Below are 21,684 nucleotides of genomic sequence, written 5' to 3' on the forward strand. Positions count from 1 at the left end.
CTTTTCCGATTTCAAAGGTAAGAATTTTTTCCTTATTTTTGTTCACGGATCAAACTATTGTCGAAACGATGAACGAAACGATCGAAGGGTACATGCCCGACGGCGGCCGGCTCCCCTACCGGTTCATGAAATACCGGATTCACAAAATCCTGCTCGTGTGCTGCAGCTACGACGGCTACATCCTCGAGGAGGACGGGCACATCGAATCGCAGATCAACCAGGAGTATATCGACCTGAACCTCTCGAATCCCCCCTCGTTCACACGCGTCAGCTCGACGGCCGAAGCGCTCGAGGCGCTCGCCGGCGACGATTCGTTCGACTTCATCCTCACCATGTACAACGTGGGCGAGCCCGACGTCTTCGCCTTCGCCCGCATCGTCAAAGAGCGCCATCGGAATATCCCCGTGGCGCTGCTGACCTCCTTTTCGAAGGACATCTACCGCCGGATAGAGGAGCAGGACCGCTCGGGACTGGACTACATCTTCTGCTGGCACGGCAACACGGAGCTCATCATCGCCATCATCAAGCTCGTCGAGGACAAGATGAACGCCGCCGAGGACATCGGCGAAGGAGGCGTGCAGGCCATCCTGCTCGTCGAGGACTCGATCCGCTTCTACTCGACCTACCTGCCCGAGCTCTACAAACTCATCCTGCTGCAAAACACCGAGTTCCTCAAGGACGCCTTCAACGAGCAGCAGCAGATCCTCCGCAAGCGCGCCCGGCCCAAGATCCTGCTGGCCCGCTGCTACGAGGAGGCCGCGGAGCTGTACGAACGCTACAAGAAGAACCTGCTGGGCGTCATCTCCGACGTGGGGTTCGTCCTGCACCGCGACGATCCGCCCGAGAGCGAGAAGCTCGACGCCGGCATCGACCTCTGCCGCCGCATCCGCGAGGACAACCCGCTGATGCCCGTGCTGCTGCAATCCTCCCAGACGGCCTTCGGCGAGCAGGCCGCGGCACTCGGGGCGGGGTTCGTCGCCAAGAACTCCAAGACGCTCCTCTCGCAGTTGCACGACTTCATCGACCGCGAGTTCGCCTTCGGCGACTTCGTATTCGAGGACCCCGAGACGGGCGCCGAGATCGGCCGCGCCCGGGACCTCACGCAGATGCAGGAGATGATCGCCACGATCCCCGACGGGGCGTTCGAATACCACACCTCGCAGAACCACCTTTCGAAGTGGCTCTACTCGCGGGGCCTCTTTCCCCTGGCGGCCTCCATCCGCCGGTACAACAAGAGCCATTTCGCCACGGTCGCCGAACACCGCCGCGTGCTGGTGAACCTCATCAGCGACTACCGCCGTCTGCTGGGCCAAGGCGTCGTGGCGCGCTTCGACCCTGCGACATACAGCGACGCCGTGGCCTTCGCACGCATCGGCGAGGGCTCGCTCGGCGGCAAGGCCCGCGGGCTGGCCTTCATGAACTCCATGCTCATCAAGCACCGACAGTACGACATGCACGAGGGGGTGCGCATCATGATTCCCCGCTCGGTGGTGATCGCCACGGAGTACTTCGACGAGTTCATCCGCCTCAACGGGCTGAAATACATCATCTCGCAGGAGTTCTCGGACGAGGAGATCCTCTCGGAGTTCGTCTCCTCGTACGTCCCGCCGCGGCTGCAACAGGAGCTCAAGGCCTACATCCGCACGGTCCGCACGCCGCTGGCCGTGCGCTCGTCGTCGAAACTCGAAGACTCGCACTACCAGCCCTTCGCCGGCATCTACTCGACCTACATGATCCCCTACACGGACAACGAGGACCAGATGCTGCGCCTGCTGCTGCGCGCCGTCAAGAGCGTCTACGCCTCGGTCTACTTCGCCGCCTCGCGGGCCTACATCCAGTCCTCGCAGAATCTCATCTCGGAGGAGAAGATGGCCGTCATCATCCAGGAAGTGTGCGGCACGGAGCAGGACGGGCTCTTCTTCCCCACCTGCTCGGGCGTGGCCCGTTCGATCAACTACTACCCCATCGGCGACGAACGGCCCGAAGACGGCGTCTGCAACGTGGCGATGGGGCTGGGCAAACTCGTCGTGGACGGAGGACGCACGCTGCGCTTCTCGCCCCGCTACCCGCAGAAGGTGCTCCAGACCTCGACCCCCGAGCTGGCGCTGCGCGACACGCAGAACGAGGTGCTGGCCCTGAGCCTCCGCCCCGAGGAGTTCCGCACGTCGATCGACGACGCCGTGAACCTGCGCCGCCTGAGCCTCCAGCAGATCGCGCCGCTGCGCAACGCGCGCTTCGTCTGCTCGGTCTGGGACCGCGAGAACGAACGCATCTCGGACAGCCCCTTCGACCGGGGCCGCAAAGTCATCACGTTCAACAACATACTGAAGTACAACACCTTCCCTCTGGCCGAAATCGTCTCGGACATCCTGCGCATGGGCGCCGAGGAGATGCGATGCCCCGTGGAGGTGGAGTTCGCCGTGAACATGGACGTCGCGCCGGGTCAGCAGCGGATATTCAACCTGCTGCAAATCCGCCCGATCATCGACAACCAGGACAACCGCCCGATCGACTGGAGCGCGGAGGACCCCGCGCGGGCGCTCGTCTATGGCGAGCAGGCCCTCGGCATCGGCCGCATGACCGACATCGCCGACATCGTCTATGTGAAGTCCGGGGCCTTCGACTCGCTCTCGACCGAACGGATCGCCGACGAGCTGCTCGCGCTCAACACCCGGATGCGCGACGAAGGTCGCTCCTACGTGCTCGTGGGGCCGGGCCGCTGGGGCTCCTCGGACCCGTTCCTCGGGGTTCCGGTCAAGTGGACGCATATTTCGGAGGCGAAGGTGATCGTCGAATGCGGCCTCGAACGCTTCGAGGTCGAGCCTTCGCAGGGCACGCACTTCTTCCAGAACGTCACCTCGCTCGGCGTGGGGTATCTGACGATCAACCCCTTCCGCGGCGAAGGCATCTTCCGAGAGGAGCTGCTCGACGCCCGCACGGCCGTTTACGAAGGAACGTTCCTGCGGCAGGTGCGGTTCGACCGTCCGCTCTGGGTCTGCGTGGACGGCCGTTCGAACCGGGGAATGATCCGCGAGGCGGACGGAGACGGGGCGTAACCCGGCGGGCGGTCTCCCGTCCCCTCCCCGCACGGACGCCGCCCCGCCCCGGCGGACAGCCTGCCCGGAACCGGCGGACGAAGCAGGCGCCGGACAACCGGGCGGCAGGGAGCCTGCGGGGCCCTGCGGCCGGTTTTCATGCCGGATTAAAATTATTTCCGTCCGGAAAGTTACAATCTATAAGAAATATTTTTATATTTGTAAACGGATAGAACAACCTTTCAAAACTTCAACGATATGAACGTAAACAAACTCATGGCGGAACTCGAACGCCGCCATCCCGGCGAAAGCGAGTATCTGCAGGCCGTGCGCGAGGTGCTCATGACCGTGGAGGAAACCTACAACCAGCACCCCGAATTCGAGGCCAACCGCATCGCGGAACGCATCGTGGAGCCCGACCGCTCGTTCACCTTCAAGGTGGTCTGGGTGGACGACCGGGGCGAGGTGCAGGTCAATACCGGCTACCGCGTCCAGTTCAACAACGCCATCGGCCCCTACAAGGGCGGTCTGCGCTTCCACCCCTCGGTGAACCCCTCGATCCTGAAGTTCCTGGGCTTCGAGCAGATCTTCAAGAACGCCCTGACGACCCTCCCGATGGGCGGTGCGAAGGGCGGCTCGGACTTCAACCCCAAAGGCAAGTCGGACCGCGAGGTGATGCGCTTCTGCCAGGCCTTCATGACCGAACTGTGGCGTCATATCGGCCCGGAGACGGACGTTCCGGCGGGCGACATCGGCGTGGGCGGCCGTGAAATCGGCTACCTCTACGGCATGTACCGCAAGCTGGCGCGCGAAAACACGGGCGTGCTGACGGGCAAGGGCATGACCTACGGCGGTTCGCTGATCCGCCCCGAGGCCACGGGCTTCGGCGCCGTTTACTTCCTGCGCCAGATGCTCGAAAAGGCCGGCATGGACATCAAGGGACAGACGATCGCCATCTCGGGCTTCGGCAACGTGGCCTGGGGCGCCGCGACGAAGGCCACGGAACTGGGCGCCAAGGTCGTGACGATTTCGGGTCCCGACGGATACGTTTACGACCCGGCGGGTCTCGACAAGGAGAAGATCGCCTACATGCTCGAGCTGCGCGCGTCGAACAACGACGTCGTGGCTCCCTACGCCGACAAGTTCCCCGGCGCGCAATTCTTCCCGGGCCGCAAACCGTGGGAGGTGAAGGTCGATATCGCCATGCCGTGCGCCACGCAGAACGAGCTGGACGGCGAGGATGCCAAGAAGCTGCTGGCCAACGGCGTGAAGATCGTGGCCGAGGTTTCGAACATGGGCTGCCGCCCGGAGGCCATCGACGCCTTCATCGCGGCGAAGATTCCCTACGGGCCGGGCAAGGCCGTGAATGCCGGCGGCGTGGCCACCTCGGGACTCGAAATGACGCAGAACGCCCAGAAACTCAACTGGACGGCCGAGGAGGTCGATGCCAAGCTGCATCAGATCATGTCGTCGATCCACCACGCCTGCCTCGAGTACGGCACGGAGAAGGACGGCTATATCAACTACATGAAGGGCGCCAACATCGCCGGCTTCATGAAGGTCGCCAAGTCGATGGTCGAGCAGGGTATCCTGTAATCCGGCCGGAAGGACCAAAGAAGGGGGACTTGCCCGACAAGTCTCCACGGACGAAAATCACCCCTGCCAGAGGTTTCTGGCAGGGGTGAAATCGTAAGGTCCGGACCCGTCGGGCGTCCTCCTTTTCCGGAAACCCGTGCGCTCCCCCGGAAAATCCGTCCCGGCAGCGGCCGAAACTCGCCCTGCGGTTCGCGGGAACGGGATATTTTCGCTATATTTGCAGGACAATCCGTTTCACGAACCCCGAACAGACAAGAGATCCACATGCCGCTTTTCATTCCTGACGACTATACGGCCAAACTCGCCCCCGAGACGATGGAGCAGGCCATCTCGCACCTCAAGGAAATCTTCCCCGACAAGCTCGCCCGCTCGCTCCGGCTGCGGCGCGTCACCGCCCCGCTCTTCGTGCTCTCGGGCACGGGCATCAACGACGACCTGAACGGCGTGGAGCGCGCCGTGTCGTTTTCCGTCCGCGACCTGGGCGACCGGCGGGCCGAAGTGGTGCACTCGCTCGCCAAGTGGAAGCGCATGAAGCTCGGCGCCTACAAAATCGCCCCCGGATACGGGCTGTACACCGACATGAACGCCATCCGCGCCGACGAGGAGCTGGACAACACCCATTCGCTCTACGTGGACCAGTGGGACTGGGAGCGCACGATCCGTCCCGAGGAGCGCAACCTCGGCTTCCTCAAGCAGATCGTCGAAAAGATCTACGACGCGATGAAGGCCGTCGAGGAGGAGGTTTACGAGCTCTTCCCGCACATCACCCCGATCCTGCCCGAGCGCATCGCGTTCATCCAGGCCGAGGAGCTGCTGCGGGAGTTCCCCGGGCTCACGCCGAAGGAGCGGGAGCAGGCGGCCGCCCGGAAATACGGCGCGCTGTTCCTCATCGGCATCGGCGGCGCGCTGTCGAACGGCGAGCCGCACGACGGCCGCGCCCCGGACTACGACGACTGGAGCACCCCGACCGAAGAGGGCTGCAAGGGCCTCAACGGCGATATCATCGTATGGAATCCGGTGCTCGAAAGCGCCTTCGAGCTCTCCAGCATGGGCATCCGCGTCGATCCGGAGGCCCTCGAACGCCAGCTCGCCCTCCGCGGATGCGAACAGCGGCGCGAAATGGAGTTCCACCGCCTGCTGCTCGAAGGACGGCTGCCGCTCTCGATCGGCGGCGGCATCGGACAGTCGCGGCTCTGCATGTTCTACCTGCGCTGCGCCCATATCGGCGAAGTGCAGGTCAGCATCTGGCCCGAGCGGATGGTCGCCGAGTGCGCCGCCCACGGCATCCACCTGAAATAACGGCCCGGCAGACGTGCCCACGCCCCGGCCCCGGCCTCACACCGAAAAACTTCAATCCCCATGAAAAATTTCCTGTGCCCGCTAATCACCCTGTTCCTTACGGCTTGCACCCCCTCCGATACATGGCTGCGCCACACCGAATGCCTCATCACCGGAACGATTCCGGGCGATGCGCCCGAAGAGGTACTCCTCTCACTACCCGGCACGCGATTCGAATACAGCACGAAAATCCCGGTTCGGGAGGGCCGTTTCGAATACCTGCTCCGAACCGACACGCTCCGCATCTACGAATTGTTGGTTCCCTCCGGTACGGGAGGTTTTCTCTGCACCCGGTTCATCCCCGAACCGGAAGGGGTCCGGATCGAATGCACGGGAAGCGATCCGGACAACCGGCAGCTCCGCCTGCTCGCACAGGGACCGATCAACCGCGAGTGGACGAAGACTCTCCGTGAAAAGGAGCAGCGGTTCGGCGCGCGTTTCGACTCGATCATCGACATCGAGGATCGACTCTACCGCGAGAACCGACTCTACAACGACACTTACAACGAGGTGATCCGCCGGCTGAACGAACCTGCAGACCAGCACGCGCTCCCCTATCTCTACAAACAACTCAATCACATGCGCCTCACGGGCTCCGGCTACACCGACGAAGGACAGCGACTCCACCAAACGTTGCAGACGCTCTACGAGGAGCAGGCCGTCTGGTTGCAGGAACAGATCGCCCGCCGCCCGAGCCTGGCCTCTTTCTGCCGGCTCATGGAACAGATCGACCAAGAGCAAATGGCCGGCAGGGATTTTTCGCGCTGGCTGGCGATCTACGACCGGGCATTCGCCGACCGCTACCCCGCACATCCCTACCACGAACAGGTGGAACATGCACGCAAAAGTCTGAAGACCGGAATCGGAGGCCGTTACATAGACTTCACACTGCCCGATACCGAAGGCAGGCCCACGACGCTCTCCGCCGTCATCGACGGAAAAATCGCATTGCTCGACCTTTGGGCCTCGTGGTGCAGACCCTGCCGGCTCCGGAGCAGAAACACGATTCCCATCTACGAAAAATACCGCAGCCGGGGCTTCGTCGTAGTAGGCGTCGCCCGCGAATTCAAAAACGACAGGGCCTGGCGCACGGCCCTCGAACACGACGCCTATCCGTGGCTCAACCTGCTGGAGATGGACGACAGCACGAAGCTCTGGGAACAATACGGCCTCAACAGCGCCGCCGGGCAGACCTACCTGATCGACCGGGACGGCACGATTCTCGCAATCAACCCCATGGCCGACGAGCTGGAGCGACTCCTGCGGGAAAAACTCTGACATCTTTCCGGACGGCATGCGGAAACGCCGCCGCACGCATGCTCGGACACCCGGATGCACGGCCGCCCCGCCGTCAGAACATGGCGCACACGCTCAAACCCAGCGTCAGCTTGTGCAGCCGGGAGCGCGAACCGTCCACGACGGGCGGCGCCATGTCGTAGTCGGTCGAAAAGCGCACGCCGAGATTCTGCGTGGCGAAATAGGTGGTCGAAATTCCCGTACCCAGCGAAAAGCCGCTCCGGTCGCCCAGCGTGCGCATATCCGTCCCGCACGCCTTGTAGATCTCGCAGCCGCCTTGCAGGCGCGCCCCGACGAGCCACCGTGTCGAGAACGGATAGGAGACATAAGGTCCGACATAGATCGACGACGCCTCCAGATCGTTGCGCTGCGAGACGCCATTGACCGCCACGCGCAGGTTCGCGACCGCCAGCCGGCCTCCGACACCCCAATAGGGCGAAGCGAACCACGCCCCCTCGACCCCGACCGAGGGACCCGAGAAGAACTCCGTCCGCATCCCCGGCGCCGTCGTATAACGTCCCGGCACGACGGTCATGCCGAGGTTGAAGCCGAGAAACGACGGCCGGCGGTAACGGTCGTAAATCACCATCGTCTGCGAGACGTTCAGCCCCCGCTCCTTGAAAATCAGGTCGGCGAGGAAATAGCCCAGCTCCGTGGCGAGAATGCCGATGCCGGCGCCCACCATGACGTCGCTCATCCAGTGCCGGTTGTTCAACTGCCGCGCCACGCCCGTCACGGTGGCCAGCGTATAGCCGCCGATACTGTACCACGGACTGCGGTGGCCGTACTCCTTGTGCAGCATCGTCGCGGTCATGAAGGCCGTGGCCGTATGCCCCGAGGGGAACGAGTTGCGGGACGATCCGTCGGGACGCATCACCCGGCAGGAATACTTGAGCGAATTGACCGCAATGGCCATCAGCCCCACCGAAAAGGCGTCCGACGTGAGCATCCGTCCCCACGAGCTGCGGCTCCGGACTCCGGCGGCCTTCATGCCGACCATCACCGCCGCCGGGGCGTATTGCAGGTAGTCGTCGAAATCGTGGTGGAACGACGGCGCATACCCGTTGCGCAACCGCCTGAAATCGGCGTCATAGGACTGCATGACGACGCCACCCACCACCAGCGGCACGCCGACATACAGCATCCGGTAGGCCTTCGACGAAGTGTGCAGGTCGATCCGCCGCGCCAGGACGCTCTCGCCCGCCGGCACGCGCCGCACCTTCGCGAGGCTGTCGGCCGGCGGCGCGGCAGATGCAAGGGGGGGGGTCGCCGGAAGCGCCAGCAGACAGATCAACAGAAACCGCCGCATCTCCCTATGCGTTTTTCCGGCGGCGCAGCGCGCGCACCGCTTCACCGCCTGCGGCCAGCAGCGACGTGAGACAAATCACCTCCGCCCATTCGCGCCACGTAAGCGGCACGGTGCGGAACACTTCGCCGCCCAGCTCCACGATCAACACCTGCCCCACGGCGATGGCCAGCAGAATGAGGAAAAATTCGCGGCAGCCCTTCAGGCAGGTGAACACCGAATGCCGCGTCTCGAATCCTTTGGCGTTGAACATGTTCCAGAACTGGAAGAATACGAAGGTCGAGAAGAAGAGCGTCAGACGCCGCACGGTCATCCCCTCCTCGGAGAAGGTCCAGCCGAAGAGCATCCCCAGCAGCGCCAGAACCATCACGCCGCCGCACGTGAAGATCGTGCGCGCCATGGCGGGCGTGATGATGAACTCGTCGCGCGGACGGGGCCTGTCGCCCATCACCTCGGCGCTGGGAGGCAGCGAGGCCATCGCCATCGCCGCGAAGGTGTCCATGATGATATTGACCCAGAGAATCTGCACGACGGTCAGCGGCATGTCCGTCCCGAACACCGCCCCCACGAAGCAGATGAGGATCGCCGCGAAGTTGATCGTCAACTGGAAAAGCACGAAACGCTGGATGTTGCGGTAAAGCGAACGCCCCCACATGACGGCCGTGGCGATCGAGGCGAACGAATCGTCGAGCAGCGTGATGTCCGAGGCGTCCTTCGCCACCGACGTGCCCGAACCCATCGAGAGCCCCACGTTGGCGAAGTTGAGCGCCGGGGCGTCGTTCGTGCCGTCGCCCGTGACGGCCACCACCTCGCCCTTCTGCTGAAGCAGCCGCACCAGCCGCTGCTTGTCGAGCGGCCGCGCGCGGGACATGATCTTGAGCTCCTGCACGCGGTCGAGCAGCTCCTCGTCGCCCGCCGCCGCGAACTCCGCGCCGGTGATGTGGTTGCGGTCCGTGTCGTGCGCGTCGTCCCACAGGCCGATCTGCCGGGCGATCTCGCGCGCCGTGGCGGGCGTGTCGCCCGTCACGATCTTGACACCGATCCCGGCGTTCAGGCACTGCCGCACAGCCGCGGGCACGTCCTCGCGCACGGGGTCCAGAATGGCGGCCACGGCCGAGAAGCGCAACCCGCCGGCAGCCACCGCCCCGAGGCACTCCGAAGCCTGCGTCTCGGCCCACGCCACGGCCAGCGTCCGCATGGCGTGGTTCTGGAACCCGAGCAGTTGCGCGGCGATCCGCTCGTCGCAGCCGTCCGCGGCGCACATGGCCCGCACGATCTCCGGAGCACCCTTCACGCAGAGGATACGGCGGCCCGAAACGCCGCTCTCGATGATCGTCGCCATATACTTGCGCTCGGTCGAGAAGGTCAGCCGGTCCACGATCTTCGCCCCGGCCCGCAGCGGTTCGTAATCTTCGCCCCGGCCGCGCAGCCATTCGAGCAGCGCACCCTCGGTCGGATTGCCGATGATATGCCCTCCGGCATCGAGGAACGCCGTGGAGTTGAGCGCCACGATCTCGGCGAAATCCCGTTCCGGCAGGTCGTCGTAACGCACCAGCTCCTGCACGTGCATCCGGTTCTGCGTGAGGGTTCCGGTCTTGTCGGTGCAGATCACCGTCACCGCCCCCATCGTCTCGCAGGCGTGCATCTTGCGCACGAGGTTGTTGGTCCTGAGCATCCGCCGCATGGACATGGCCAGCGACAGCGTGATCGACATGGGCAGTCCCTCGGGAACGGCCATCACGATGATGGCCACCGAAACCATGAAGATATGGAGCACCTGCTGCGAAACGGTCAGCCAGTCCTGTTCGAGCAGGTCGCCCAGAAAGAGCGCCTTGCCCAGCATGACGCAGAAGATCAGAACCGAAAGCGCGATGCCCACCCGGCCGATGAGCTGCGAGAGACGCGTCAACTGCCGGTCGAGCGGCGTCTGCTCGTCGTTCTGCACGGTGGACTGCTCCGTGACGCGCCCCGCCTCCGAGGCGTCGCCCACGGCCGTGACGACCATCACGCCGTAACCGTCCGCGACGGTCGTGCCGCGCATCACGACATTCGACGGATAGGTGGCCTCCGGATCGAAATGCGCCTCGTCCACGGTCTTGTCCACCTCGGGTTCGCCCGTCAGGGTCGATTCGTTGATCTTCAGCGACACGGCCTCCACCAGCTCGCCGTCGGCGGGGACCGTCTCGCCGCTCTCGACGTAAACCACGTCGCCCACGACCACCTCGCGGCGCGGAATCTCGCGGATCGCACCGTCGCGCATCACCTTCACCGCCACGTCGTCATTGACCCGGTTGAGCCGCCGGAAACGCCGCTGGGCGTCCCACTCGAACCAGAATCCGACGCAGGTGGCCAGAATGATGGCGCAGATAATGCCGATCGACTCGGTGAAGTCCTTGTGCACGAATCCGATGGCGAGCGACAGCACGGCCGCCAGCAGCAGGATGCGAATGATCGGATCGCGGAATTTCTCGGCGAGCAGCCGCCAGGCCGAATCGTCCTTCGGCGGCGTGATGACGTTGTCGCCGTGCCGTTCGCGGCTCTCGGCGACCTCTCGGGAAGTCAGTCCTTCGGGATTGTAACGGATCATTTTTCGGGTCAGATTTTATTCATGGAAAACTGCCGCGTCGAGGCGTCGAGCCGCACGGCGATAAACAACAGGATCGTAAAGGCGATGAGCGACGAACCTCCGTAGCTCATGAAGGGCAGCGGAATGCCCATGACGGGCATCAGCCCGACGGTCATGCCCACATTGACCAGCACGTGAAAGAGCAGGATGGCCGCCACGCTGTAACAGTAGATGCGGCCGAAAGGCTCCTCCTGCCGCTCGCCCATCCGCATCAGGCGCAGGATGAGCAGGCAGAGCAGCGACAGGATGACCGCCGCCCCCGCGAAGCCCCACTCCTCGCCCACCGTGCAGAAGATGAAGTCGGTGTGCCGCTCGGGCACGAAGCCGTACTTGATCTGGGTTCCCTCGAGGAATCCCTTGCCCCAGAGGCCGCCCGAGCCGATGGCTATTTTCGACTGGTTCACGTTGTAATCGACCCCCTGCGGGTCGTTGATGATGCCCAGAAAACTCAGGATGCGGTTCTGCTGGTGCTCCTTGAGGATCGAATTGAAGATGTAGTCCGTCGTCGGAAGGAAGACGAGCGACCCGACGAACAGCCCCAGCGTGATGAAGACATTGGACAGGTTCGCCCGGAAGGCGTAGACGGCCACCGCCGCGAGCGACAGCACCGTGACGATCAGCAGCGCATGGTAGAGGTCCAGCACGCCCGGCGCGACGAGCTGCGAGACGAGGCACAGCAGAATGCCCGCCAGCGCCAGCGAGGCCAGATAGACGATCCGCGAACGCCACAGACCGTTCATCATCGCCTCCGACAGCGTGCAGACCAGGATGAGCGACACGAGGAGCGTCATCGGCGAGAGCAGGAACGAAAAGATGAACAGCGCGGCGATGAGCAGCACCGGAATGCAGAGCCACTTGTTGAGCCCCTCGCGGTAGAGTACGAAGAGGAACGAGCCGAGGACGATGCCCGAGCCGGTGTCGTTCTGCAGGACGATGATGAGCAACGGCGCGCAGACGACCATGCCGACCTTGAACAGATCCCCGGGCCGGCCGATCGAGAACGAGTAGTTGCTCATCACGCGGGCCAGCGCCAGCGCCGTGGCGATCTTGGCGAACTCGACGGGCTGCACGCGGAACGAGCCGAACTCGAACCACGCCTTCGCGCCGTTCACCTCGCGGCCGAAGAGCAGCGCGGCGGCGAGCATCGCCAGTCCGGCGAAATAGGCCGGATAGGCGAACATGTGATAGACGCGCGCGTCGAGCAGCAGGACCACCACGGCGACGATCCACGCCGCGCCGATCCACACCAACTGCTTCATGTAGAAATGCGAGAAGGAGAAGAAGTCGGCCGCCCCCTCGTCGTAGGAGGCCGAGGTGATCGACAGCCACCCCGCGGCCACGATCAGCACGTAAAGCAGCACCGTGACGAAATCGACGCCTTCGAAAATACCGTTATGGCGGTTACTTGTCATAGGCGGGATAGTGGATTTGCATGTTCCGGACCCGTTCGAGCAGTTCCGGACGGCGGATGGTATCCGTCAGGTAGTACTCCTCGAGCAGGCTGGCGATCGGCAGCGCGGCCGAAGCGCCGAATCCGCCGTTCTCGACATAGACCGAGATCGCGATCTTCGGGTTGTCCTTCGGGGCGAACGAGAGGAAGGTCGAATGGTCGCGGCCGCGCGGATTCTGCGCCGTGCCCGTCTTGCCGCAGACGTCCCAACCGTCGAGCCGTGCCATGCGGGAGGTTCCGTCCACGTTCACGCTCCGCCACATGCCCTCGACGATCGGTTCGAAGTGCTTGGGCTCGACCATCGTGTAGTGCCGTTCGTAGAAGCGCGCGTCGAGCGAATCGCGCCCCTCGATCCGCTTGACGATATGCGGAATATAGTAGTAGCCCCGGTTGGCGATGATGGCCGCCAGGTTGGCCAGTTGCAGCGGCGTGCAGCCCAGCGCATCCTGCCCGATCGAGAGCGAAAGCACCGTCAGCGCGTTCCACGACTTGCGGTAGCGCTTGTCGTAGTAGGCCCGGTCGGGCACGTACCCGTTGCCCTCGTCGAGGAAGTCCGAACCCAGCTTGCGGCCGAACCCGAAGCTCTCGACGTACCGCTCCCACACTTCGTACCCCTCCTTGACGCTTCCGTATTCCGGATTCTCGAGGATGTCGCGGAAGACGTAGCAGAAATAGGCGTTGCACGAGGTCGAGACGGCATAGCGCAGGTCGAGCGGCGAGGCGTGCTCGTGGCACTTCATCTTGAGCCGCCCGGCCTGGTAGCCGCCGCGGCACACGTGCCGGTCCGAAGGGCGCAGCACGCCCTCCTGAAGCCCGATCAGCCCCTGCACCAGCTTGAAGGTCGAACCCGGCGGATAGCGGGACTTCACGGCACGGTTGTAGAGCGGCTGCCGCTTGTTGCGGAGCATCTCCATATAATGATTGCCGCGCTCGCGGCCCACCAGCTCGTCGGGATCGTAGGAGGGCGAGGAGACCATCATCAGGATTTCGCCCGTCGCGGGCTCGATGGCCACCGCCGCGCCGACCTTGCCGCGCATCAGCTCCTCGCCGAGCAACTGCAGGCGTGCGTCGATCGTGCTGACGAGGTAACGCCCCGGCTCGGGCAGCGAATCGTAGAGTCCGTTCATGTAGGAGCCCTTGATCGCCCCGTGGGTGTCGCGCTCGAGCACCTTCACGCCCTTCCGGCCCTTCAGCTCGGATTCGTAGGCCGACTCCACGCCGCTGATTCCCACATAGTCGCCCGCCTTGTAGGAGGTGTAGCGCTTGAGCATCTCCTGCGTCACCTCCCCCACATAGCCCAGCAGGTTGCCTCCGATCTGGCGGGGGTAGTGGCGCACGGTGCGGTAGACCGTATAGAAACCGCGGAAATTGCACTCGTCGAACCGGAGCTTCTCTTCCTTGGAAAGGTAGTTGGCCACCAGCCGCGGCGCACGGGGATAGGCCCGGGCGTTGGCCAGCTCCCGGTCGAGCTTCTGCCGCGAAATGCCGGCCACGTCGCAGAGCCGCGCCGTGTCGAATCCGCCGCGGTCGAGGTCGTGGTAAATCACCATCAGGTCGTAGCACTCGCGGCTCTGCACCAGATACTCGCCGTTGCGGTCATAGACCTCGCCGCGGGGCGGGTACTGCACCTCGGGGCGCAGGACGTTGCCGCGCGCCAGCTCGTCGTAGCGCGAATCGACGAGCTGGATATAGGCCAGCCGTCCCAGGATGAGCGCGAAGACCAGCAGCACGACGGCCTGCAAGGTCCGCATCCGGACGAAACCTTCGGAGCCGTTCATACGCGCACGGGAAATTTGACGGTGAAGATACGGGCGATGATCCAGACGAAAAGCGCCGTGACGGCCGAGCTGACGGCGATGCGCGCCAGCGTATGCAGCGCATGGCTCCACGAAAGGGTCTCCAGCACGAAGAAGACGGCGTGGTGGAGCAGCGTCAGGAGCAGCAGGTAGTCGGTGAACACGCGGCGGCCGAGGCGTTCGGGCGACGGGACTCCCCCCTCGCGCAGATTCTCGCGGTCGCAGAACAGGGAGAGCAGCGCCGGACGCAGGAAGGCGACGAGCAGCGTGGCGATGGTGTTGATCCCGGCGGCCCCCATCGCACCGTCCATCGTCACGCCCAGCGCCAGCCCCGCCCCGAGCAGCACGACGGGCGGCGTGTCGAGCGGCAGCAGCACGATGAAGGCGATATAGACGAGCGGATTGAGGTAAACGCTGATCGACAGGTTGTCGAACAGGAACACCTGCAGCAGCACCGTGGCTGCGAAGAGGGCGAGGTATGGTAAGGTGCGATACATGCTATTTCAACCGCGTATGTTGTTCGATCTGTTCGCTCTGCTGCAATTCCCGGATTTCGTACAGGTCGCGGTTGCCCACCAGCACCACGTCCGTCAGGCGCGACATTTCGGCCGCCAGACGGACCCGCACCGTATAGGCCGTGCGCGTTTCGTTCAGCTCGGCGCTCTCGACCTCCCCGATGAGCACGTCCTCGGGGAAATACTGCGAGAATCCGGTCGTCACGACCTCGTCGCCCGGCTGCGGATCGGCGTATTTCGACAGTTCGCCCAGCACGACGACGTGCGGATCCACGCCGTCCCAGTAGATCGAACCGAAGTAATCGGACCCGGCGAGCCTGCCGCTGGCGCGGAACGAGGTGTTGAGCACCGACATGGCCACCGCATACCGGTCCGAGCAATCGACCACATAGCCCACCATCGCGCCGGCGGGCGAAAGGAGGGCCATCTCGGGCTGTACGCCGTCCCGCAGGCCGCGGTTGAGCGTGATGAGGTTCTGCTGCCGGTTGATCGAGTTGGCCACCACCGAGGCGACGGCGAAGCGGTATTTCGACTCGCCGATCCCCTGCAGGCAACTGTCCAGACGGCTCGCCGCCACGACCTCCTCGTACCGGGCCAGCCGCTCCTCGAGCTGCGCGACGCGGTCGAGCAGCACGCGGTTCTCGCTACCCAGCGTGAAATAGCGGTGTACGCCGGCCATCAGGCCGTGCACGCCGCCGGCCAGTTGGTTCGAGCGAGCCAGCAGCCGCGCCTGCGTATAATGGGTCGAGTGCGCATAGTAACTGACGGCCAACGCCTCCAGCACCACGAACAGCACCGCCACATACACGCTGCGAATGAACTCGATCAGTTTGCGCAAAGTCTCTTCCCTTTAATTCAGATTGCGGACCGAGGCCCGCAATTCCGTTTTGTTTGTGCTTCGAACCCGGCGCGTCCGTTCCGGCCGCGCCGCCCCGCCCGAAAAGGCGAAGGAACACACCGCCGCTCCGGCAGCTATTTCATGAGGAACGAGAAGCGGTTGATGTTCTTCAGCGCGATTCCGGTTCCGCGCGCGATGGCCCGCAGGGGGTCTTCGGCGATATGGAACGGAATGCCGGTCTTCTCGTTCAGCCGCCGGTCCAGCCCCTTTATCAGTGCGCCGCCGCCGGCCAGGTAGATGCCGTTCTTCACGATGTCGGCATACAGCTCGGGAGGCATCGACTCGAGGACCTTCATCAGCGCCGCGTCGATCTTGGCCAGCGACTTCTCGAGCGCATAGGCGATCTCGCTGTACGACAGCGAAACGGTCTGCGGCAGCGCCGTGAGCATGTTGGGACCCGTCACGACGAAGTCCTCGGGCTCCTCCTCCAGACTGGAGCCCGCCGCGCCGATCGAACATTTGATCGCTTCGGCCGTTCGCTCGCCGATGCGGATGTTGTGCTGCTGACGGACATAGCTCTGGATGTCGCTCGTGAAGACGTCGCCCGCGATGTTGATCGACTCCGAGCAGACGATGCCGCCCAGCGAGATGCAGGCGATCTCCGACGTGCCGCCGCCGATGTCGATGACCATGTTGCCTTCGGGGGCCTCGACGTCCAGCCCGGCGCCGAGCGCCGCGGCCATCGGTTCGTAGATCATGTAAACCTCGCGGCCGCCGGCGTGTTCGGCCGAGTCGCGCACGGCGCGGATCTCCACGTTGGTCGAACCCGACGGAATGCAGATCACCATCCGGAGCGAGGGGGCGAACAGGCTGCCCGAGGTCTTGACCTTCTTGATCATCCCGCGCAGCATCAATTCGGTGGCATTGAAGTCGGCGATCACGCCGTCCTTGAGCGGCCGGATCGTCTTGATGTTCGGATTGGTCTTCTCGTGCATCTGGCGCGCCTGATGGCCGATGGCCACGAGTTTGCCCGTATGCACGTCGAGCGCCACGATCGACGGTTCGTCCACGACGACCTTGCCGTTGTAAATTATCAGCGTGTTGGCCGTCCCGAGGTCGATGGCCAGCTCCTGTGTCAATGAAAAGATCCCCATAATCAGCTCCCCTGCAATTCTATATCTCAATTATCCAAGCGAATGGCACGTCCGCCGCGCATCCCGTTCCCTCCGGCGGGAACCGGCAGCCGAACATGCGCACAAAGATAAGAAAAAGCCCCGGATAAATTCCTATATTTTTTTCATTTTTTTATTTACATTTGTATCCCGAAACTGAATCGCTCCGCATGGAATACAAAATCGGAACAGACGCCCGCTGCGCCGTCATCGGCCACGGCAGTTGGGCGACGGCGCTCGTCAAACTGCTCACCGCGGGAGGACGGCGCGTGGGCTGGTACGTCCGCAACGGCGAGGTGCTCGAAAGCCTCCGCGCCGAAGGCCGCAACTCCCGCTACCTCGACGACACGGAATTCGACCGCGACCGCATCGCCCCGTCGGACGACCTCGACGCCGTGGTGCGCGAGGCCGAGGTGGTCATCCTGGCCGCCCCGTCGGCCTACCTGAAAACCTTCCTCGAACCGCTCCGCACGCCGCTCCGCGACAAATTCGTGGTCTCGGCCATCAAGGGCATCGTCCCGGGCGACTACCAGACCGTCGTGGAGTACATCCACGACCGCTACGAACTGTCGTACAAGCAGATCGGGCTCATCTCCGGCCCGTCGCACGCCGAGGAGGTCTCGCGCGGCAAGCTCTCCTACCTGACCGTCGCCTGCACCGACCCGGAGAACGCCCGCCTGATCGGCAGCCGTTTCGCCACGGACTCCGTGCGCATAAGCTGTTCGACGGACCTCTACGGCATCGAATACGCCGCGATTCTGAAAAACATCTACGCCATCTCGGTCGGCATGGCCGTCGGGCTGGGCTACGGCGACAACTTCCTGGCGGTGCTGATCGCCAACTGCGCCGCGGAAATGACGCGTTTCCTCGACGGAAGCTACCCCGCGCAGCGCAACACGCAGGTGTCGGCCTATCTGGGCGACCTGCTGGTGACCTGCTACTCGACCTACAGCCGCAACCGCCGGCTGGGGCTGCTCATCGGCCACGGCTGCACGGTGCGCAGCGCGCTGAACGAGATGACGATGGTGGCCGAAGGGTACTTCGCCGCCGACTGCATCCGCCACATCAACTTCCGCCACCGGGTCGAAATGCCCATCGCGGAGATGGTCTATGACGTCCTCTACCGGGGCGCGTCGGCCCGGCTCAGGATGAAGGAACTGACAACCAAATTAATCTGAAAGGATATGAAAACCGTAACACTGGACATTGCCAAAACGGGCATCGGGATTCCGGCCGACATGAAGGCCAAAGCGCAGCAGGCCAACGCCCTGCTCCATTCGGGCGAAGGCGAGGGCAACGACTTCCTGGGGTGGGTGCATCTGCCCTCGTCGATTTCGGAGGCCGACCTCGGGGCCATCGAGGCCGAGGCGGCGAAGCTGCGCGCCCGGGCCGACGTGGTCGTCTGCATCGGCATCGGCGGCTCGTATCTCGGCGCCAAAGCCGTGCTGGAGGCCCTGAGCGACCCCTTCAAGCTGCTGCACAAGGAGCAGACGCAGCCGACGGTCCTCTTCGCCGGACAGAACATTTCGGAAGACTATATCCATGAACTGCTCGACGCACTGAAGGAGCACTCGTTCGCCGCCATCGTGATCTCCAAGTCGGGCACGACGACCGAGCCGGCCATCGCCTTCCGCCTCATCAAGGCCGAACTCGAACGGCGCTACGGCAAGCAGGAGGCCGCGCAGCGCATCGTCGCCGTGACGGACAAGGCCCGCGGCGCGCTGAAGACGCTCGCAACGCAGGAGGGCTACCCCACGTTCGTCATTCCCGACGACGTCGGCGGACGCTTCTCGGTGCTCACCCCCGTAGGGCTGCTGCCGCTGGCCGTGGCCGGCGCGGACATCCGCGCGCTCGTGGCCGGAGCCCAGGAGATGGAGCGCGCCACCGACCGCAGCGTGCCGTTTGAGGAGAACCCCGCGGCCGTTTACGCGGCCGTGCGCAACCTGCTCTACGCCGGCGGCAAGAAGATCGAGATTCTCGGCTCCTACGAACCGAAACTCCAGTATATCAACGAGTGGTGGAAGCAGCTCTACGGCGAGAGCGAGGGCAAGCAGGGCAAGGGCATCTTCCCGGCGAGCGTCACGCTGACGGCCGATCTGCACTCGATGGGCCAATACATCCAGGAGGGCGAGCGCACGCTCTTCGAGACGATCATTTCGGTCGAAAAGCCCGCCCGCGAGGTCCGGATCGAAGCCGATGCGGAAAACCTCGACGGACTGAACTTCCTGGCCGGCAAACGCGTCTCGGAGGTGAACCGCATGGCCGAACTGGGCGTGCAGCTGGCCCACATGGACGGCGGCGTGCCGAACATCCGCATCGCCATTCCCGAAATCTCGGCCCGCGTGATCGGCGGCCTGCTCTACTTCTTCGAGAAGGCGTGCGGCATCAGCGGTTACCTCCTCGGCGTGAACCCGTTCAACCAGCCGGGCGTGGAGGCCTACAAGAAGAACATGTTCGCCCTGCTGGACAAACCCGGCTACGAGGAGGCTTCGAAAGCCATCAAGGCCCGCCTCTGAATCCGTCCGGAACGGCAGAGAGCCGTCCGACGACAAAACGACAAAACGAAAAGCCGAAGGCGGGTACAGACCGTCCCGCCCGCAGGAGACCGCGGGGTCCGGCCCACAAGCCGGGCCCCGCGCCGTTTATCCTTCGCGCCGGACCGCCCCCTCCGGAAGCGAAAAAACCGCGGATAATACGCGGCCGCGGACCGTGTTTTCCGGAAATAATTATACCTTTGCGACGAGAGAACCCCCGCGCCGTACCGGCCCTCCGGACGACCGCGGCGACCGCCCCGGCGGCCGGACCGCCAGCCGGACGGAGGGCGATCCGCCGGAAAGCCCCGGACCGCGGTACGCCTCCGGGCGGAAGAGCTCTCGGCCCCAAGGAGCAATGAACCTACGCAGACACGCATACCGGATGGGCGAATGCCTCGCGGTGCTGTTCTCGCTGTCGGCGCTGCCGGCCTGCGAACAGCCCGAAACCCGCACTCTCGCGGGAGAGCTCGACTACGTGCTCGAAAACAAGGGCGTCTTCGACCGGAAACGCGAGGAGCGGATCGACGAGCTCCGCCGGACGCTGCACGTCACCGGACTCTCCCCCCGGCAGGAGTATGAAATCAACGCCCGGCTGTGCGACGAGTTCTGGAAATACAAACTCGACTCGGCCATCCGCTACGCCGAACGGAACCTCGCCATCGCCCGGCAACTGCACGACACGCCGGAGACCTACACCTCGGGGCTGCGGCTGGCACAGCTCTACTCCTTTTCCGGAAAGAGCGTCGAGGCGAAACGCATTTTGGACACTACCCGGCGGAAAACGCTGCCGACGCCTCTTCTGCCGCTCTATTACGAGACCTACAACCGTCTTTTCGGCCACTACGCCGCCATCAGCTACCAGAAGAAATACGACCGGCAGGCGGCCCTGTACGGCGATTCGCTGATGATGGTGCTCGATCCCGCCTCCTACGCCTACCGCTCCAACCGGGCCGGACGGCTCATCGGCCAGGGCAGGCTCGACGAGGCGCAGTCGCTGCTTACCGAGTTGCTGGGAGAGATCGAGACGAACACGCCCCATTACGCCGAGATCACCTATGCGTTCGGCAGCCTCTTCCAGAAACGGCACGACGACCGCCTCGCCCTGAAATACTACCGTCTCTCGGCGATCGCCGACATCCGCAACGCCACCAAGGAGAACGCCTCCCTGCAAGCGCTCGCCCGGATGAGCTATGCCGCCGGCGACCTCTCCGACGCCTTCAAGTACGCGCAGGCCGCCATCGACGACGCACTGTTCAGCAACGTACAGTTCCGCACGGCGCAGATGGCCGAGTTCTACTCGATCATCAACGCCTCCTACCAGGCCAAGGAGGCGCGTTCGAAATCCACGCTGCAACACTACATGCTGCTCATCAGCCTTCTCTCGGTCGTCCTGGCCCTGCTGTTCGCCTACCTCTACAAGCAGCTCCGCAAACTGTCGCGGACCAAGGAGGAGCTTTCGCAGGCGAACCTCCGGCTGACGCAGCTCAACGACGAGCTGAACGACAAGAACGCACAGCTCTCGGACTCGAACGACCTCAAGGAGCAGTACATCGCCCGTTTCTTCGATCTCTGCTCGCTCTATATCGACAAGATGGACAGCTACCGGAAGACGCTGAACCGGCTGGCCCAGAACCGGCAGTTCGACGAGCTGTTCAAACGGCTGAAATCGACCTCGATGATGGAGAACGAGCTGGACGAGCTCTACAAGAACTTCGACGCCATCTTCCTGAACCTCTACCCGACCTTCGTGGCGGATTTCAACTCGCTGCTCATCCCCGAGGAGCGGATCGCGCTCCGCCCGGGCGACCTGCTCAACAAGGAGCTGCGCATCTACGCCCTGCTGCGCATGGGAATCACCGACAGCGCCAAGATCGCCTCGTTCCTGCGCTGCTCGCTGAGCACCGTCTATAACTACCGGACCAAGATGCGCAACAAGGCCGCCCTGTCGCGGGAAAAATTCGAAAAAATGGTCTCGGAGATCGGAAACGCGCCTGTCAAAGAGCCGCAATGAATCACAAATGATCTACATTTTCACGACATGATTTTTATATAGAAAACTGATAGTCAAAAATTTAACAAAAATAACAATCTACATTTTACGCTCCAATTCTCAAAACCTATACGGATTCGGATTAATTTTGTAAACGCGCGAAGCCCGGGAGGAGCCCCGCCCCTCTCCGAA

14 protein-coding genes are annotated in these 21,684 nt (G+C 63.6%); 7 read left to right on the forward strand and 7 right to left on the reverse strand.

From position 1 onward, the window contains the following. Positions 1-68 precede the first annotated feature (68 nt). From KB554_RS03705 to KB554_RS03720, 4 genes are all read left to right on the forward strand, one after another. Entirely contained in the window at positions 69-3,056 is a 2,988-nt protein-coding gene (locus KB554_RS03705; protein ID WP_211035026.1) for a PEP/pyruvate-binding domain-containing protein, read from the forward strand. Positions 3,057-3,293: 237 nt separating this feature from the next. Next, positions 3,294-4,631, forward strand: a complete 1,338-nt coding sequence (gdhA, locus tag KB554_RS03710) for an NADP-specific glutamate dehydrogenase (RefSeq protein ID WP_141428039.1) — start codon at positions 3,294-3,296, stop codon at positions 4,629-4,631. A gap of 264 nt (positions 4,632-4,895) precedes the next feature. After that, positions 4,896-5,930 (forward strand): aspartate--ammonia ligase, encoded by a 1,035-nt coding sequence (asnA, locus tag KB554_RS03715; RefSeq protein WP_211035027.1) that lies wholly within the window; start codon positions 4,896-4,898, stop codon positions 5,928-5,930. 60 nt (positions 5,931-5,990) lie between these two features. Continuing rightward, positions 5,991-7,247, forward strand: a complete 1,257-nt coding sequence (locus KB554_RS03720; protein ID WP_211035028.1) for a TlpA disulfide reductase family protein — start codon at positions 5,991-5,993, stop codon at positions 7,245-7,247. A gap of 73 nt (positions 7,248-7,320) precedes the next feature. On the opposite strand, the gene KB554_RS03725 is transcribed toward KB554_RS03720, so the two are convergent. The 7 genes from KB554_RS03725 to KB554_RS03755 form a co-directional block, all read right to left on the reverse strand. Beyond that, complete coding sequence (locus KB554_RS03725; RefSeq protein WP_211035029.1) at positions 7,321-8,574, reverse strand: phosphatase PAP2 family protein; 1,254 nt, start codon at positions 8,572-8,574, stop codon at positions 7,321-7,323. Positions 8,575-8,578: 4 nt separating this feature from the next. After that, a complete protein-coding gene (locus KB554_RS03730) occupies positions 8,579-11,158 on the reverse strand; it encodes a calcium-translocating P-type ATPase, PMCA-type (protein ID WP_211035030.1) in 2,580 nt (859 codons plus the stop codon). Between the two features lie 8 nt (positions 11,159-11,166). Next, positions 11,167-12,609, reverse strand: a complete 1,443-nt coding sequence (gene rodA / locus KB554_RS03735) for a rod shape-determining protein RodA (protein WP_141428043.1) — start codon at positions 12,607-12,609, stop codon at positions 11,167-11,169. Further along, positions 12,599-14,425: a penicillin-binding transpeptidase domain-containing protein gene (locus KB554_RS03740; RefSeq protein ID WP_141428044.1), complete on the reverse strand. Its 1,827-nt coding sequence runs from the start codon at positions 14,423-14,425 to the stop codon at positions 12,599-12,601. Before KB554_RS03740 ends, rodA begins: the two co-directional genes overlap by 11 nt. Beyond that, positions 14,422-14,940, reverse strand: coding sequence for a rod shape-determining protein MreD (locus KB554_RS03745; protein ID WP_141428045.1), 519 nt, complete (start codon positions 14,938-14,940; stop codon positions 14,422-14,424). Before KB554_RS03745 ends, KB554_RS03740 begins: the two co-directional genes overlap by 4 nt. Position 14,941: 1 nt before the next feature. Then, a complete protein-coding gene (gene mreC, locus KB554_RS03750) occupies positions 14,942-15,796 on the reverse strand; it encodes a rod shape-determining protein MreC (RefSeq protein WP_211035031.1) in 855 nt (284 codons plus the stop codon). A gap of 134 nt (positions 15,797-15,930) precedes the next feature. Beyond that, complete coding sequence (locus KB554_RS03755; RefSeq protein WP_141428047.1) at positions 15,931-16,950, reverse strand: rod shape-determining protein; 1,020 nt, start codon at positions 16,948-16,950, stop codon at positions 15,931-15,933. Between the two features lie 188 nt (positions 16,951-17,138). Here KB554_RS03755 and KB554_RS03760 point away from each other — a divergent pair, with 188 nt between their 5' ends. The 3 genes from KB554_RS03760 (at position 17,139) to KB554_RS03770 (ending at position 21,513) form a co-directional block, all read left to right on the forward strand. Continuing rightward, entirely contained in the window at positions 17,139-18,146 is a 1,008-nt protein-coding gene (locus tag KB554_RS03760) for an NAD(P)H-dependent glycerol-3-phosphate dehydrogenase (protein ID WP_141428048.1), read from the forward strand. 6 nt (positions 18,147-18,152) lie between these two features. Continuing rightward, on the forward strand, positions 18,153-19,484 hold the full coding sequence (locus KB554_RS03765; RefSeq protein ID WP_211035032.1) for a glucose-6-phosphate isomerase: 1,332 nt from the start codon (positions 18,153-18,155) through the stop codon (positions 19,482-19,484). 400 nt (positions 19,485-19,884) lie between these two features. Then, positions 19,885-21,513 (forward strand): DUF6377 domain-containing protein, encoded by a 1,629-nt coding sequence (locus KB554_RS03770; protein WP_242116284.1) that lies wholly within the window; start codon positions 19,885-19,887, stop codon positions 21,511-21,513. Positions 21,514-21,684 lie beyond the last annotated feature (171 nt).

Source organism: Alistipes sp. Marseille-P2263 (assembly GCF_018101075.1).
Taxonomy (GTDB): domain Bacteria; phylum Bacteroidota; class Bacteroidia; order Bacteroidales; family Rikenellaceae; genus Alistipes; species Alistipes dispar.

What these genes read in the sequence shown, in the direction of transcription:
- asnA (WP_211035027.1), top strand. Translation starts at nt 4,896, where the DNA reads ATGCCGCTTTTCATTCCTGACGACTATACGGCCAAACTCGCCCCCGAG.
- rodA (WP_141428043.1), bottom strand. Translation starts at nt 12,609, where the DNA reads ATGACAAGTAACCGCCATAACGGTATTTTCGAAGGCGTCGATTTCGTC.
- gdhA (WP_141428039.1), top strand. Translation starts at nt 3,294, where the DNA reads ATGAACGTAAACAAACTCATGGCGGAACTCGAACGCCGCCATCCCGGC.
- KB554_RS03725 (WP_211035029.1), bottom strand. Translation starts at nt 8,574, where the DNA reads ATGCGGCGGTTTCTGTTGATCTGTCTGCTGGCGCTTCCGGCGACCCCC.
- KB554_RS03730 (WP_211035030.1), bottom strand. Translation starts at nt 11,158, where the DNA reads ATGATCCGTTACAATCCCGAAGGACTGACTTCCCGAGAGGTCGCCGAG.
- KB554_RS03720 (WP_211035028.1), top strand. Translation starts at nt 5,991, where the DNA reads ATGAAAAATTTCCTGTGCCCGCTAATCACCCTGTTCCTTACGGCTTGC.
- KB554_RS03765 (WP_211035032.1), top strand. Translation starts at nt 18,153, where the DNA reads ATGAAAACCGTAACACTGGACATTGCCAAAACGGGCATCGGGATTCCG.
- KB554_RS03770 (WP_242116284.1), top strand. Translation starts at nt 19,885, where the DNA reads ATGGGCGAATGCCTCGCGGTGCTGTTCTCGCTGTCGGCGCTGCCGGCC.
- KB554_RS03745 (WP_141428045.1), bottom strand. Translation starts at nt 14,940, where the DNA reads ATGTATCGCACCTTACCATACCTCGCCCTCTTCGCAGCCACGGTGCTG.
- KB554_RS03705 (WP_211035026.1), top strand. Translation starts at nt 69, where the DNA reads ATGAACGAAACGATCGAAGGGTACATGCCCGACGGCGGCCGGCTCCCC.
- KB554_RS03755 (WP_141428047.1), bottom strand. Translation starts at nt 16,950, where the DNA reads ATGGGGATCTTTTCATTGACACAGGAGCTGGCCATCGACCTCGGGACG.
- KB554_RS03740 (WP_141428044.1), bottom strand. Translation starts at nt 14,425, where the DNA reads ATGAACGGCTCCGAAGGTTTCGTCCGGATGCGGACCTTGCAGGCCGTC.
- KB554_RS03760 (WP_141428048.1), top strand. Translation starts at nt 17,139, where the DNA reads ATGGAATACAAAATCGGAACAGACGCCCGCTGCGCCGTCATCGGCCAC.